We start from the raw sequence: 17163 nt of genomic DNA on the forward strand, positions 1-17163 counted from the left end.
ATATCTATGTTGTTATTCACTATATGCTTCATATTTTCCTGGTCGCTTTATTGTGATTATAGCCTGATGATAAAGATTTCCCGGGACCAGGCCGGGCCCGGGTAAATCGTATTTATCATGGGGTAAATTACAGGTTATCCTTCTGATAACCTGATGATAAGGGGTTAAAATGCAAACAGAGACGAAAAAAATATCTTAAAAGGAGAAGAAAGCGGAGCAGGATTACTCCGCCTGCCTGTTTTATGTACCTCCTCAAATTATCTTTATACTGCCGCATAAAAAAACCCGGTCTGTTTAACACGGACCGGGTCATATAACGTTAACGTATACACTACGTTTTTACATACCTCGTCCGTTTAGCATTAATTGAATCAATGCTATCATTAAACCATTTACTGCGGCGGATCTGAATCCGTTCTGTCATTCCCGGTAAATTCATTATTCCGACAAATCGATAACAAAAAAGCCCGGATCCAAGGACCCGGGCTTCTGTTATAGTTACAAATATTTTTAATCTACCTGTAAGCATAAAACGCCCGGAACCCGCTACTATCCTGCCCGATGCAGGATGCTGCGTTGCCCATATGTAGATTAATGCGTTTCATGTTTATAAGTTTCTTTTATTATCAATTTTAACGATGCAAAGATAACAGGATATATTTTGATTAAGCAAATTTTTAACAAAATATTTTCAACTTTTTTGTTTAAGATTTCTTGAACAGTATTTTCTGATTTCCAAAGTCTGAGGCTGCATCAATTACCTGTAGCAGGTTTGGCCATTTTGCCACAGGCACAAAACTATTCTTGTATGCCTTCCTGATATGCAACCTGAGCTTATTTGCCTCAACTGCAGCCTTTACTGTAAAAGAACCACATTCATTATCTACCTGTCTGTTCAGCTTATCGGCCCCCTCCAGGCTGTATCCTTCAGGTATAGCCAGTTCTATATCATACTCAAAGCTGCGCGCGAATGGCTGGTAAACATCCACCTTTCTATCACGTTGCTCCGGTTTTACCTTTAGCTGTCCGCCAATCAATTTACCTGCTTCCAGGATATAATTGTTGCCTGCGCGCTTTACCAGGCCTTCCAGTGTGAATTTGGTATTATATACAAAATCCGGATCGGTATGGTGTAAACCCATTTTTTCAATATTAAACGATTGCAGCTCTTTGGCAGCAATGTCAAACTGGTCTTTTATTTCTTCATTAAAGTAATCCTTCTGTTCTCCGCGGGCTTTGGCAAATGCGTTCTTATATTCATCGGGCAATGTACTTTTACCACGTGTGTTGCCAAGCTGCTCGAAAACAGATTTACGTGAGCCCAGTGCTTTTCGTTCTTCTTCATAGTAATCCTCAAACAGCAGTAAGCGTTTCTGCTCACCCTGGCGTAAATTTCCCTTAAGGATAGTATGCCGGTTGACGTTCACCGCCTGCATATCTTCATTAAGCGAAATCTTCATCTGCTCTATCTGCATATTTTCATTCGCTGTGGTTTCTTTTAATTTTACTTCTACGCCAACAGGTACGTCCTTTTTTCCTTTAAACATACCATAGTTTTTCAGATCAACTATAGGAGCATTCTGCCCTTCATATGCTGCAGGCACATAATTACAGTTCGTAAATATGCCATCAGCACACATAAAGAACGGCTTACCTGATTGTGTTCTCAGCATATATTCATAATCATCTGCATTAAGCAACTCCTCCTGCCCCGGGCCGTATCGGGAGGTTACCAACACAAACTCGGCACGAATATCCAGGCCACGGAATACTTCATGCAAAAACTGCAGAAATTTCCTGTTATCAGGTACCACATAGTTCCGTTCATGCCCAACCATGATCTTATCATCGCCTGTTACCTTATAAAAAACCAGGTAACGGAATGCATAGTAGATGTAAGCAGCCACACTGTCTTCAGGTATCTTCCCGTTTTCACTTTTGTATTCTTTCATCAGATCCTTCACCCCATGTTTCAGGCTGCCGCTTGACAACCAAACCGGCTGCGCTTCTGCGGCCAGCTTCTTTGCAGCAACATTTTTCACTTCTGAAGGAACCGGGTTATGCCTTATCTCACCTGCTTTCTGTCCTTCCTCCAAACGGGTACCAAATAAGATATCCATACGAACCATAGGAATTTGCCGGTAAGGCGACATCCACAGATCTACAGGCAAACTCGGAATATTCTTTACCAGGAGGTCGAATACCGCCCCGTCATCATCCCGCCTTACTTTAAAATCAGGTGCGCCATTGGCCGTACGGTATCTTACAAAATACTTATCACTCACCTCGCAGTGTACAGAATATTGCATAATAGGCTTATCATCTCCCAATACAAAAGTTTGCGCGTCTATCGGACTATTGATATCTTTCAGTTCTTCCACTCTTACAAAATAATCGATCACATCACCCACCTGGAGATCCGGGATCGCCAGTTTGCTCCTCTGCTGCTGACCGTCTTCTTCATTTACAATCTCTTCATCCACGTTTACTTCTTTCATGGTACCATCCGGCTTTATTATACGCACACCAACAATGGTAGTGGATAACCCACTGTGGAAATAGGAGTTAAGACTGCGGAATTTTTTGAAACTAAACTGCGAATATTCGTCCAGCGCGGCTTTATCATTCAGCTTTATCATTTCACGGGCGGTGTTACTATAAAAGATATCTTTCTGCACCTTGAACCCGATACCAATATATTTAATCTTTCTGCTGCTGGAAGCTTTCAGATCTACATGGCGTGCTATTACAATGGCCGACGATTTATCATCAACCGGTAAGGCAGGCACCTTTTTAAAAGCAGGGATATCCCAGTTCCACACTTCCTGCCTTACGGCATTTGCACGTTCTTTATATTCACGTATATCTTTGGCCTTCTGTGCAAAAACGTGTGACTGAAACAGGAAGGCAATTAACGTATAAAATAAAAATCTGACTTTCATAGTACAGGCAATGAATATTATTTTTTGCTGAATGTAATTTGCTGGAGATAGGTTTTGTCAAGCGCCTTTATATCTGCATTCCATTGACGGAAGCCATCTTTGGGCAACCAGTTATTCTTTATGATCAATTCTTTATGGTAAATGATTTTTCCCCCGGCCAACTTGTAGGAAATATTAAAGGAATATCCCCCGCGCTCTATTTTCAGATCTCCCGGAAGATCACCCGTCTTATAACCACCTGGTATATCCAGGCTGGTTTCGCAAATAACGTGCTGTTTAAAAGGGAAAAGCATGTCCTGCACTCTTTTAGCGGTATCAATCGTATACCCGGATAACTCCTTTCTGAAATCCAGCTCTGCATACAGATCGTCTCCAAAACCTGTAACGGCCTCCTTGTACAGCAACTCATACTGAATATCCATTTGTTTATCCCAGTTTTGGATATCTTATTTTTTGAGATGATTGATCTTGTATTTGCTGTTATCTTCGGTGAGATACTTCATCAGGGCGCTTTCCAGGTTTTCTTTCTTAATGCCATGCACCTGGGAAAGCAGGAACTCTTTGCTTTCACCATCCCATTGCTGCTGTACTTTACCGGCCAAAGCGCCACCATCAATATGCAATATTCTTTTTTCAATTGTTGTATTCTGTTCCCAGCTGCGTTTTGGCACCCGGTCAAGGATGTATGCTTCCCCATCTTCAATCATCACCTGCCGCCCCTGTATACGTTGCGCATACTGATCCAATCCAATATAGGTTTCCGTAGCATCAAGAAAGTACCGTTTACCTTTGTAGTTAAGGGCGCAAATCATATGATTATCTACGGCCAGGGAAGGAATGGAATAGTCGTAGGCAATATGATCTGTACCGATCCAGCACAAACGGGCATCAAAACCGAGTGATTTCAGCAGGCCACGTGTGAGGTTAGCCATGCCTTTACAATCGCCATATTTATGCAGCAGTACATGCTGGGCCTTTTCCGGCTTAAATCCGGCAATGCCGTCTTCAAAAGCGATATACCGGATATTATCCTGTACCCAATGATATATCGCATTTATTTTACCGGTATCTGAAGAGATCCCTTTCGTGATATCCAGGGCTTTGGATTTCACAACAACTTCATCATCTCCGATTTCCTTCACCAGGCCGTGATACCAGGCATAGAGGTCGGCAGTTTCGTTAAAGTAATTTAGCCGGCCGGTTTTAAGCTCCGCATATTTGCTCAGTACCAACAGGTGCGGATATATATAGGAAGGCCCGGGAGCGTTCTTTTCATTGACCCTTGCCGGTAAATGCATTGCCGTGTACCTGTACACATCTTCATCGCGCCTGGCATCGTATATTACTTCTTTCTTTATGCTGAACTGATCAAAGTTCATTTCCCGGATCTCAGCTTTCATCCAGCGGGGGATCACCACTTCTATCACTTTAAGATCCGTTGTATACGCATTGGAAAAGTAAATGGCAGAAAAGTAGCGTGGGTCGAGGATTGTTTTCTCCAGTTCAACGCTGCTTTCGGTATTATTCCTTTCAAGTGGCACCTCCATGATGCACATTTTCGCATCAGAATAGAATATGTCGTCAACTGTATAATCCCGGAATACCGGTTTAAGTGTCTTAGCCCGTTTACCATCTACATAGGCACGTACTTCATCAATCCTGCTGCGACTATCATAAAACTCCACAAATGGTACGGTTGTACGGAACTGGCTGCATAGCCATGTAGTGGTTGTATTTTGCCTGATGATAACGGGGTTTTCTTTGTCTCCGGCTTCAAACGCATAACGTTCTTTCTGGTTCGTGATGGTAACATTCTTATCTTCTTCAGAGCGCGCGTAAGACAAATGTGCTGCGCATAGCAATGCTATCAGCAGGTATAGGTATCGGGGATTCCGGGTCATAAAGGGATACTGATTAGCAGTAATATATAAATGTAAAATATATTTTTAAATAAACGCATTAAAAAGCCGGAAGCAATTACACTTCCGGCTGTAGTATGATCAGGATTAACAAAAACAGATGGTGGTGGTCGACCTAAGTTATATTAACACCGCGCTTTCTTCAAATTCCTTCTGAAGGCGCTGCATCTGGCGAATATGCCGCTCAATATGCTTGGTGAGGAAATAGATGTATTGGTAGATGTCCAGCTTACCCAACTGGTTTACAGACATATTGGTAAATACCAGCACTCCTTCCCCGTTTTTCAGCAAAGACAGGTTGTACATGCACTGTGCATACTGCTGCTTCAGGAGGGCTTTTACTTCCTGCATATTTTTAAGCCCGGTAGGTTCCATATGTTCGGGTCTTACCCAACCGAAGGATTTACTACCGATAACATCTATCTGGTCAAACTTATCCCGATAATCCCCGGGGACTATCACGGTGTGGCCGGTTTTCTTACGTTCCAGCGCACGACGGGTGCTTTTATTGATGATCAGCAACAGGAAATAATTGGTAAGCGTAATATGCTCCAATACTTCTCTTATGCTCCATTGATCACGATCTGGTTTGAAATCCAGCAATGCCGGTTCTTTTTCAAACCACTGATCCAATTCCCTGAAATTGGTGAGTAAAGCCTCTCTTACAACTTGAATAACGTTTCTCATCATCTAACGTTTTTGGGATTATGCACTTTTCTTTTTGCTAATCAAACGGGTTAGCGCATAACATCATTGAATAAATATTTTGTTTGCCATTTTTATGCCGGATTTGACTAAAAAAAAACCCGGCCGCATTTACGGACCGGGTCAAATAATGTAGAGGGGTTATCTCACACTATCGCATACCTTGTCCGTATGGCTTTTTTAAGGCAAAGCCATCCCTTTTACGCCATGAGGCGTATTTTTTTTGCATTACAGTTATCGCTTGAAATTTTTTCAATGTCGTCATCTCAGTACTACTTCAAAGCAAAAAGTCCCACACTTTATCTAGTGCGGGACTTTTGTTTATATCGTTTGATAACTTTCTCTTGTTAACAATCGGTGCAACACGCCCGCATTCTGGCCTTGACCTGCTTTTGTTCGCAGGCCATCGCTGAAATCTTGTATGTTGATATAAGTTGCACAGTTATTTTTAATCTTGAAGCAAAGGTAATTTTTATTTTTTTTATTACACAAAAAAACACCCTACTTTTTTCATAGACTTAACAATTAGTTTAAAGTGCAACTAAATATCATTGAAAATCAGAACAGACTTAATTGGGAATTGGGCCGCCGGAAGGCTTCTGTATTAAATTCGAAGCGTTCCTGGTTCAAGCCGTTCCTCTTTGTGTGAATCTTAAACTGCTGCCGGATCAGGTCCGCAATATTGCCTTCTCCTCTCATCCTCCGTCCAAAATCGCTGTCGTTCACCTTTCCCCCGTGCATACTTTCTATATGATGCCATACTTTATCCGCCCGGTCGGGGAAGTTTTTATAAAGCCAGTCGTTGAAAATGATCTTCACCGCATCATTGAGCCGTACCACTGTATACCCCGCATATTTAGCCCCATTGGCGGCTGCAGTTTCCAGCAGGTGGGGCACTTCATGGTCATTAAGGCCCGGGATAAGCGGGGCGGTCATAACGCCAACGGGTATACCAAGATCACTCAGCTCCTTTACCACCTTAAACCGTTGCGCCGCCGTAGCTGTACGGGGCTCCATTTTTTGCCGCAGTTCCTCCTGCAGGGTGGTGATAGAAACATATACGCAAACCAGGTTATCCTGGGCCAGCTGCTGCAACAGGTAACGATCCCTCAACACCAGGGAGTTTTTAGTGATGATGCCTACCGGTTGTTTATATTCCAGCGCCACTTCCAGCAACTGCCGGGTAAGCCACATTTTACGTTCAACCGGTTGATAGCAGTCTGTATTCCCCGAAAGGGAAATCGGCTTGGGATCCCATTTCTTATTGTCCAGGAACTTACGCAGCAGCTCAGGGGCATTATGCTTTACGATAATCTTTCTTTCAAAATCAAGTCCGGCGCTTAAGCCCCAGTACTGGTGGGAGTTGCGGGCATAACAATAAATACAGCCATGCTCACAGCCCTGGTAGGGGTTCATGGAATACCACATCCCTACATCGGGACTATCTACCTTGTTAACCAGGTTTTTGGCATGTTCTTCAAATACCTGCGTAGGCACATCCGCCTGCCACCACTCGTCAATACCCTCGGCATGTTCCTGCGCATATTCATCCGCCAGGTACTTATTCTTTGGATTAATTTGTGCTCCCCGCCCTTTGTAATATGGATTTTCCGGTGCGCCTTCCTGGAATGGCAAAGTCATACACTAAATATTTTAGTAAAAATACTAAAATATTTAGGATTTAAATAATTTCCATTTGCTTCATCAGGAAAGTGGCATTCTTATTCCTGGCAATGCCTTCCCGGATGCGGTAATCGAAGAAGAGATGATTGTCCTGGATGGTGCTTTCAAAACAATAATTCCTGATCTGCCCTGGATATGCAGCTTCCAGTTGTCCCAGTTCAAGATCGTGCGTAGCAATCATTCCCAGGCAGTTATACTGCAGGAAATGCTCTATCAGGCTACGCGAGCCGGATAACTTGTCTTCAGAATTGGTGCCTTTGAGAATTTCATCTAACAAAATAAATACCCGCGCACCGGTTTTCAGATGCCGGATAATATGCTGTAACCGCAGCAGCTCCGCCTGGAAATAGGAAGTATGACTGGCTATGGAATCTTTGATACGCATGGAAGTCATGATGCGCATAGGGCTGAACACAAAACGGCTGGCACACACAGGCGCCCCGCACATGGCCATCAGCAAATTGGAGCCTACGCTCCGCAGGAAGGTACTTTTGCCGGACATATTGGACCCTGTAATGATCAGGAAATGGTCTTTGCTGCCGGTAGCCCCATCGTTCTTTACGCATTCAGCGGCGGGAATCAGCGGGTGTCCCAGCGCTTCGGCTTCCAGGACACGGCCTTCCGCCTGGGGGGATGGCCAGGAAAATTCAGGATGGTTGAAGGCATAAGTGGCCAGGCTGTTCCACACTTCCAGTTGGGTAATCACATCAAACCACCCGGCAATGTGCTGTTTATGCTGTTTTTTCCAGCGCTCCAAACGCAGGATGCAATGCAGGTCGTACAGCATCAGGGAATTAAGCGCCAACCCTATTAAAAGGTTGAGCCGCTGATCAAAGGCATTGCATATTTTCGACAACTGCCGCAGCGCCACATCCGCCTCTTTAGCCCTGTCCTGCTGCTGTTGCAACAACACGGATTTCCCGAAGCTGCCGGTTTTTATAAGATGTAATAAGATAGAGAACTTATCCAGTATCCGCTCCTTATGGGAAATAAGTACATACTGCGTCATGATCTTTTTCTGACTGCTGCCCAGGAGCAGCCAGTTCAACATAATCAATATCAATAACAGGGAATATCTTCCGGTGGTGGCATACAGCACAATAGAACCCGCTACCAGTAAAGGGCTTAGCCATATAACCAGGTTAATGAACCTGTTGTGCAGGAAATGAAACGGCATCTCCAGCCATGCGCTGATTTCACGCCGGTCACTTTCCTCCTCCTTTGCCAGTATGGCATTGGCGGTAAGCTGCTGCCGGAACTCCACCTCGGGTGTAAGTACCTGTAAAGCCTCCTGTGTGGCCAATATAGCAGAAGTATCTTCCAAGGGATCCCTCAGCGCTGTTGCCAGCTGCCGCCCGCCCGACAAGGTACCCGTACGGTTGATATGCTGAAAAATAGAAGACGGACCGAAAACATCCAGGTCGCTGCTGAAATCGTGTTTATCATCCACAAATTCATTGCCATCATCAAAAGCCGATTGTCCGGTGGTTACCAATACCAGCTCCTTTTCATTCAGCTCCAGCAGCGACTTGTAGAGCTGCAGTTGCTGCAGCGCTTTCGAATACCGTAGCAGGAACACCATAAATGCGATCATGCCGGCAGCTGTGAGCAGCAACCATTGGGCCTGCCAGCCGGTCCGGATAAAAAATACCACACCGGCTACTATTCCGAGGAAGCTGGCCAGGCGCGCCCACGACAAGCCTGCCGTCAGGCGTTTCTCTTTTTTTATAGCCTCCTGGAACTGTCCGATCCGCTGCCGGTATATATCTGCTGGTATCATTTATCTGCTGTTTATAACTAAAAGAATCAGGGATTTCATGGTATATGCTCACAATATATTGAACATATACCACAAAATCCCTGACAGGAATATTCCGGATTATTTACGCGTATTGTCTCTTCAGCAGGTCAGGATACTCCTGGCTCACTTTCAGGATCAGTTCTCCGAAGAGGGTATTTACCCACGCAAACCACGGACGTGTGAACTTGGTCGGGTCATCTTTGTGGTAAGATTCATGGATAAACCCGGTATCACCGTCAGTATTGCGCAATGTTTTAATACAGGAAGCTATTTCCTCTTTATCATGACTGGTTAAAGCTCTCATGATAACGCTCATTGGCCAGATATAGTCGTTACCGGTATGCGGACTGCCTACACCATCACCATACTTGCCCCGGTAGAACCATGGCTGGAAATTGCTCCACACAAAGTGGCGGGAAGCCTGGTACAGCGGATCGTCAATACCGGTATATCCCAGGTAGGGAATAGACAGGAGGCTGGGCACGTTGGTATCATCGAGGAACAAGCGGTTGCCAAAACCATCCACTTCAAAACCATACATCATACCCAGTTTCGGATGCTCCACAATTGCATGGGCTTTAATAGCGCGGTCCACTTCATCTGCCAGTTGTGTACACTCATGTGCAAAAGCAGCATCTTTATAAACCGCTTCACTGATCTCCGCCAGCTGACGCAGCGATACTACGGCAAACATATTGGAGGGGATCAGGAAAGGAAATACCGTAGCATCATCAGAAGGACGGAAAATAGATACGATCAGTCCTACCGGTGAAATGGGATTACCCCAACCGCCGTTGGCAACGGTATCGGATTGTACGGGCGAATTTCGCTGAAATTTGTAAGGACCGTGCCCATCTTTACGTTGCTGCTCCTTAAAGGTTTTCACGATCAGCTGGGCGGCCTGTTTGTATTTATCATCAAAGGGAGTGTTATCGCCGCTGATTTTCCAGTAGTTGTAAGACAAGCGCACCGGGTAGCACAGCGAATCAATTTCCCATTTACGTTCATGCAGCTCAGGTTTCATCGTGGTCAGATCCTTATCCCACTCGCTGCCGGTAGGGCCTTCATTAAAGGCGTTGGCATACGGATCGATGAGGATGCATTTCGTTTGGCGGTTAATAACGCCCACCACCATTTCTTTCAGTTTAGCATCATCCTTTACCAGTGGCAGGTAAGGCCATACCTGGGCGGAAGAATCACGCAGCCACATGGCGTTGATATCACCGGTGATCACGAATGTATCGGGCCGGCCGTTTTCTTTTTTAAAGTTAACCGTTGTATCGAGCGTATTAGGGAAACAGTTTTCGAACAGCCAGCCCAGTTTGGTATCGGCAATCTGGGATTTCACCTTTACAATTGTCTTTTCCACCGCTTCACTGGTAAATTTACGCTTTGCCAGGGGCGGGCGCTGGGAGGTATACCCACCCCAGCCAAATACTGTTTTGGGCAGTCCAAGCCCAACAACGCCTGCTACCAGCGCGCTGTTCTTAAGAAAATCTCTCCTTGCAACCATAACGTTTTTGAGTTTAGGAAACCCTAAAATAGAAAAGTTTTATGGATTTGCTTAATCGATTTATCAATCATCGTCATCTTCTGCGGCTGATAGCTTCACAAAAGCGCTTCTTTTTGGCGGCGGCATCACTGCCTGTTCACCATGAACGGCTTTCCATACCACTTCATTCAACTCCAGGTCCGGGACCTGGTCTTCATGCGCCAGGTCAAAATTTGCCGATCGCCGGGCGCTTTCATTCCAGGCAGTATTTCTTTCGTTAATATCTACATTCGCAGGCAAAGCCTTGTAAGGTCGCAGATCCGGGGTAGCGGAAAATAATTCCCACATGGGAGTGGCTGCCGCATCGTACTGGCTCATAGGCGGGAGCCCCAGTATAAGTTCCATGGTACGCAACATGCCCGAAGTGGAATACATGGTATGATTCACCGTATTCCTGTTCACATACGGGCTGATCACATAAGCCGGGGAACGGTGGGCATCCACATGATCGGGGCCATTTTGTGCATCATCTTCCAGGATAAAAATGGCGCTCTCTTTCCAAATCCTGCTATGCGAAATATATTCTACCAGTCGGCCTACCGCCAGGTCATTATCCGCCACCGCTGCATAAGGCGAATAAGCGCCCTTCCGCATACCACTGGTATGGTCATTGCCCAAACGGATGGTATTAAAATGCGGTACTGCATCTATGGCCAGTAACGAATCAAAATCGTGTTGCCAGATCTCCTGCCGCTTTACATCCTGTATGGAAAGATCGAACGACGGATAGCCTTTACAAAACTTACGCTCCAGCGATTTCAACGCGGCTTTCCCCTTGCCTGCAAATTCGCCATACGTGCGGTAACTCACGCCTGCACGCTGGCAATAATCCCAGATAAAACCCTTTGCAGGGTAAGCCACCTTACGGCTTCCCTCATAATCGTAGGTGCCTCCCCGGCCGCCATAACTGGTAGGCCAGGTTTTTTCCACGTAATCGGTGGCATAGGCTGCCATGCTCCAGTTATGTCCATCGGCGCTTACTTCAGCATCTACATAAAAATTATCCAACAGCACAAAATCATTGGATAAACGATGCTGGTTAGGTGTAATGCGCGCCGGGAAAATACACAAACTGCTATCACCATTACCTCTGGTCATATCTCCCAGCACCTGGTCGTAGGTACGGTTTTCCTTGATCACATAAAATACATATTTGATAGGGGACGACTGCCCCCCAGCCTGGGGAACAGGATTACCTGCTTCCCCGGCAGCATGCTGCTCTTTCTCTTTGGTATAGGGTGTATTTTCATACACCTGTTTAGACCAGCGCCCCAACAGCTCCTCACCGGGCGCATTGAATATAGACAACGTTCCTTTGAACAGGCCTGCAATATACTGCACCGGCCTGTCTTTACGTGTATTAGCCTCGTGTGAACCGCTTTCATCTTTCCGGCTTACCGGGTTGGGACCTTCGGGGTTAGCCATGGATGTGAAGCCCTTCCCGTTAGCCACAAATATTTTTTTGCCGATGGTTCTCACACAGGTAGGATACCATCCTACAGGAATAAACCCTTCGGACCGGCTCTTTCCCGGCACTTCCACGTCAAAAACAGCCAGGCAATTATTATCGGCGTTTGCAACGTAAAGCGTTTTGTTGCTGGCAGACAATGCAAGCCCATTAGTAGTGGAGCCGGCCGGCGCATCCGGATACAAAGCGGTCTGCAGCGATTCAATCACCCGCCGGCCGGCAGTGCTGATAACAGATACCGAATTGTCGTTGGCATTGGCCACATATAAATATTTCCCGTTGGCCGATAAGATCATTTCGTTAGGATGACTGCCCGTTTTAATGGTGTTGATCACCTTATTTGATGCGATATCAAATACAGCTACTGCATCACCTCCCCAAAGGGAGATATATAAGGTATTCCTGTCTTTAGACAACACCGCCGTATAAGCCTCCGCACCCAATGCCACTTTACCGGTAACTTTATTGGTGAGCAGATCGATCATGTATAAATTATTATCTTCTTTGGTAGCTACGTATAGCCGGTTACGTGAGTAATCCATCACCATTCCTGTAGGGCAGATCTTTTCTTTGGGCCACGACAATCCTAACCGGATGCTGTCTTTTATAACTAATTTATTGTTGTTAATGCCATACTGCCATATTACATTATCATTGGCGCCGGAAGCATACAGTTTCTTTTCATCTCTGCTGAAGGCCAGTCCCAGCCAGGATTTGGGAATACTCACTTCATCCAGCACCCTCTCTTTCCCTGCATCTATCAGCTGTATGGTTTGTTTGCTTTGCCCGTTATTGGTAACGGCGATCAATTTCTGCGATGGAGACACCACTATATTCAAGGGCAAATCACCTAATGGCAACGAACGCCCCACCGGCGTTAACGCCCAGCCGTTAGGCAATAGCACCCGCCTGGATATTGTATCTGTTGTTTGGGCATTTGCCTTTAATATACCCAGCAAAACCAAACCAATTAGTATTTTTCTCATAGTAATTCCGGTAAGTGAAGCTGTAAAAATAAGGCTGACATATCCCCGCCGATAGCCGGCATCAAATGGTAATACTAAAATAATATAAAAAGCGGGGCCAGTTGTGTTTTTTTGATGCGCTGCGCCTTCGGCGCGCGAATTTTGTCCGGGAACACTGATTACGCTGATTTTGATGATTGGTTTGATTTTATTTTTTGAGTCTTTGTAATAATAATAAAGGGAAATAAAAGCGAATATCCGCTTATGTCTCCCTTAGTATTTTATACGCTTAAAAAAATATCAACGGAATCATCAAAATCAGCGTAATCAGTGTTCCAAGACAAACTCCGCGTATTACATATTCCTCCGGTACTGCCCTCCTACTTCGTACAACGCGTGCGTGATTTGTCCTAATGAACAATGCTTCACTGTTTCCATCAGCTCTGCAAAGAGGTTGCCGTTGCTTACCGCTACCTGCTGCAGCTGCCTGAGCGCTGCTGCACTCTTCTGCTGATGCCTTTGCTGAAACGCTTCAAGCGTATGTATCTGGAACGCCTTTTCCTCCGTGGTAGAGCGGATCACCTCCGCCGGGATAATGGTAGGCGACCCGTTTTTATTCAGGAAGGTATTTACCCCTACAATGGGAAATTCACCGGTATGTTTCAGCGATTCATAGTAAAGACTTTCTTCCTGGATCTTATTACGCTGGTACATCCTTTCCATGGCGCCCAATACACCTCCACGTTCGGTGATGCGGTTAAATTCCGCCAGTACGGCCTCTTCCACCAGGTCTGTAAGCTCTTCTATAAAGAAAGATCCCTGTACCGGGTTCTCATTTTTAGCGGTGCCCAGCTCCCGGTTAATGATCAGCTGTATAGCCATCGCCCTTCTCACGCTTTCTTCGGTTGGTGTGGTAATGGCTTCATCATAAGCATTGGTGTGCAGGGAATTGCAGTTATCGTAGATCGCGTAAAGCGCCTGCAGTGTGGTGCGGATATCGTTAAAATCAATTTCCTGCGCGTGTAAACTGCGGCCGGAGGTTTGAATATGATATTTGAGTTTCTGTGAACGGTCGTTCCCCTTGTATTTATACCTGATGGCCTTTGCCCAGATGCGGCGGGCAACACGTCCTATCACCGCATATTCAGGGTCCATACCATTACTGAAGAAAAATGACAGGTTAGGCGCAAAATCGTCGATGTGCATACCGCGGCTCAGGTAATACTCCACATAAGTAAAACCATTAGCCAGGGTAAATGCCAGCTGCGTGATAGGGTTGGCGCCGGCTTCTGCAATGTGATAACCGGAAATACTCACAGAGTAAAAGTTGCGGACCTTTTGGGTGATGAAATATTCCTGTACATCGCCCATCAGTTTTAATGCAAATTCTGTAGAGAAGATACAGGTGTTCTGCGCCTGGTCTTCCTTCAGGATATCCGCCTGCACAGTGCCCCGCACCGTACTAAGGGCATGCGCCCTGATCTTTTCATATACGTCTTTATCCAGTACTTCTTCTCCCGAAATTCCCAGCAGCTCCAAACCCAGTCCATCATTACCTGCTGGCAGATCGCCGCTATAATGCGGCAACGGATGATCTTTAAATTTGGTATTGATGAGGGCTTTTACCTTTTCTGTAAGCCCCTGTTCCCGGATATATTTCTCACATTGCTGGTCAATGGCTGCATTCATAAAAAACGCCAGCAGTATGGGCGCAGGACCATTAATGGTCATGGATACGGATGTTTTCGGATCGCAGAGATCAAACCCGCTGTATAATTTCTTGGCATCATCTACCGTGGCGATGCTCACACCGGAGTTACCTACTTTACCGTAAATATCGGGGCGCAGCGCCGGATCTTCGCCATAAAGGGTAACGCTGTCGAATGCGGTAGACAGGCGCTTTGCAGGCTGATCGAGCGATACGTAGTGAAAACGTTTGTTGGTTCTTTCCGGGCCGCCTTCACCGGCAAACATGCGGGTGGGATCTTCTCCTTCCCGTTTCAACGGGAATACGCCTGCTGCATATGGAAATTCGCCGGGGAGGTTTTCGGTGAGCTGCCAGCGGAGAATATCGCCCCAGTCTTTGTACTTTGGTAACGACACCTTCGGAATACGGCTATGGCTGAGGCTTTCGCTGTACAGTGGCAGTTTGATCACTTTGTCCCTCACCTGGAACTCATAAAAATCCGCGGTATACTTTTTTACCAGGGCGGGCCAATCTGCTACCAGTTTTTTACACTCAGGATGCAATGATTTCTCCAGGTGGGCTTTAATATCGGCCAATGCCGCGGCTGATGCCGGTTGCAGCGCCATTACGCCTTCCACCTGGTACAGTTGTGTTGCCAGTTTGCATTGTTCATCTACCCATTTGCTGTAATCGTCAATGGCCTCGGAGATCTCCGCGAGGTAACGCACCCTGGCAGGAGGAATGATCTGTGATTTGGTGGAAGTGGACTTAACGCTTTCGTGGGCCATAGGTCCGAAGCTGGCGCCGGTTTTCTCTTCTACTTTTTCCATCACCTTTTCAAACAGCAGGTTAATGCCTGCATCGTTGAACTGGGAAGCAATGGAGCCTACTACCGGTAATTCTTCTTCTTTGGCATTCCAGAGGTTATGGTTACGCTTATACTGTTTGCGCACATCATGCAGGGCATCCAGGGCGCCGGCTTTATCAAATTTATTGATGGCGATCACATCGGCATAATCAAGCATGTTGATCTTTTCCAGCTGCGAGGCCGCACCATATTCCGGCGTCATCACATATAGCGATACATCGCAGTAATCGGTGATGGCAGTATCGCTTTGTCCTATCCCGGATGTTTCCAGGATAATAAAATCATATGCTGCCAGTTTGCAGATGTCGATGGCTTCCTGGATATGTTCACTGATGGCTTTATCACTTTCGCGGGTAGCCAGTGAACGCATATATGCGCGTGGATGGTGAATGGCATTCATCCGGATCCTGTCGCCCAGCAAAGCGCCGCCAGTCTTCTTTTTTGAAGGGTCTACTGAAATCACCGCCACTGTTTTATCGGTGGTGAGGTTCAGGTAGCGGCGTACCAGTTCATCTGTTACACTGCTTTTACCTGCGCCGCCTGTTCCGGTAATTCCCAGTACGGGAGATTTTTCCGGGTCTGTCGCCGTATGGGTAATACGGGCGCCGGCAGTTTCATCAACGGTTACGGCAGTTCTTGTTTTCTGCCCGCTGAGGAGCGTTACCGGCATATCATTTTCAGCCAAACTGATAGCCCTCGCAATCACCTTTGGGTTTTTATCTGCCTGCAGCTGCGAAATGTTTTCCTCACCGGCAGGTAATGGTTTAACGGCAATATCGCATTGGCTGATCAGGTGTTCGATCATTCCTTCCAGTCCCATTTGCCGGCCGTCGTCGGGGGAATAGAGGCGTGCAATGCCGTAGGCATGCAGTTCCGCTATCTCCACCGGGAGAATGGTGCCACCACCGCCGCCGAATATCCTGATATGACCGCAGCCTTTTTCCTGAAGCAGGTCGTACATATACTTAAAAAATTCCACGTGGCCACCCTGGTAGGAGGTAACAGCAATACCCTGTGCATCTTCCTGGATGGCACAGTCTACAATTTCTGCCGCAGAGCGGTTATGTCCCAGGTGAATAACCTCGGCGCCTTTTGCCTGCATAATGCGCCGCATAATATTGATGGCGGCGTCATGCCCGTCGAATAAAGCTGCTGCTGTTACAATGCGAACCTTATGTTGTGGTGTATAAGACATATCAATTACCGGATTTTTTGACCAGGATTCCATGCTCCCTGCATGAAAACCACGAAGAATGCAAGTTACGGAAAAACCAGCTGAAATGCCGGCATAGCGCGGGTTTAAACAGAATTAGAATTGATTGAACAGGTGCCGGATCTTATTGCAAATTATTTAACTGATCCCCGATCGGGTTAGTATTTCCCTAAAACAACTTTCCCCTGTACATTACCTGCACAAGGGAAAGCGTAAAGTAAGACACAAGGCATTAATGCTTAGCAGTCTTATGTTTCATAACGTGGAACTATAAAATCAAACGAGTGATAAATGATTTATAGTTTTTCAAGCTTGTTAAATGGAATCTTCTACATACGGCAATAAACAAACGAAAAAATG

The 17163-nt window shown here is 46.0% G+C and carries 9 protein-coding genes; all 9 read right to left on the reverse strand.

What is annotated here, in order from left to right; all coding sequences use genetic code 11:
• Nucleotides 1–704: 704 nt before the first annotated feature.
• Nucleotides 705–2942 carry a DUF3857 domain-containing protein gene (locus tag VN105_RS21210; protein ID WP_325643948.1) on the reverse strand — a complete coding sequence of 746 codons (2238 nt, stop codon included), beginning with the start codon at nt 2940–2942 and terminating at the stop codon, nt 705–707.
• A 17-nt stretch (nt 2943–2959) separates the two neighbouring features.
• Nucleotides 2960–3364 (reverse strand): hypothetical protein, encoded by a 405-nt coding sequence (locus VN105_RS21215; RefSeq protein WP_325643950.1) that lies wholly within the window; start codon nt 3362–3364, stop codon nt 2960–2962.
• A gap of 24 nt (nt 3365–3388) precedes the next feature.
• Nucleotides 3389–4843 carry a transglutaminase domain-containing protein gene (locus VN105_RS21220; RefSeq protein ID WP_325643952.1) on the reverse strand — a complete coding sequence of 485 codons (1455 nt, stop codon included), beginning with the start codon at nt 4841–4843 and terminating at the stop codon, nt 3389–3391.
• Between the two features lie 138 nt (nt 4844–4981).
• Nucleotides 4982–5548, reverse strand: a complete 567-nt coding sequence (locus VN105_RS21225) for a DinB family protein (protein WP_325643954.1) — start codon at nt 5546–5548, stop codon at nt 4982–4984.
• A gap of 576 nt (nt 5549–6124) precedes the next feature.
• A complete protein-coding gene (locus tag VN105_RS21230) occupies nt 6125–7207 on the reverse strand; it encodes a PA0069 family radical SAM protein (protein WP_325643956.1) in 1083 nt (360 codons plus the stop codon).
• A 40-nt stretch (nt 7208–7247) separates the two neighbouring features.
• Nucleotides 7248–9029: a MutS-related protein gene (locus tag VN105_RS21235; protein WP_325643958.1), complete on the reverse strand. Its 1782-nt coding sequence runs from the start codon at nt 9027–9029 to the stop codon at nt 7248–7250.
• A 103-nt stretch (nt 9030–9132) separates the two neighbouring features.
• The gene (locus tag VN105_RS21240; protein WP_325643960.1) at nt 9133–10563 is read right to left on the reverse strand and encodes a glycoside hydrolase family 125 protein; all 1431 of its coding nucleotides are present in this window, start codon (nt 10561–10563) and stop codon (nt 9133–9135) included.
• 63 nt (nt 10564–10626) lie between these two features.
• Nucleotides 10627–13056 carry a bifunctional YncE family protein/alkaline phosphatase family protein gene (locus tag VN105_RS21245; RefSeq protein ID WP_325643962.1) on the reverse strand — a complete coding sequence of 810 codons (2430 nt, stop codon included), beginning with the start codon at nt 13054–13056 and terminating at the stop codon, nt 10627–10629.
• 333 nt (nt 13057–13389) lie between these two features.
• Nucleotides 13390–16785: a methylmalonyl-CoA mutase family protein gene (locus VN105_RS21250; protein ID WP_325643964.1), complete on the reverse strand. Its 3396-nt coding sequence runs from the start codon at nt 16783–16785 to the stop codon at nt 13390–13392.
• Nucleotides 16786–17163 lie beyond the last annotated feature (378 nt).

Source organism: Chitinophaga sp. (assembly GCF_035564935.1).
Classification (GTDB): domain Bacteria; phylum Bacteroidota; class Bacteroidia; order Chitinophagales; family Chitinophagaceae; genus Chitinophaga.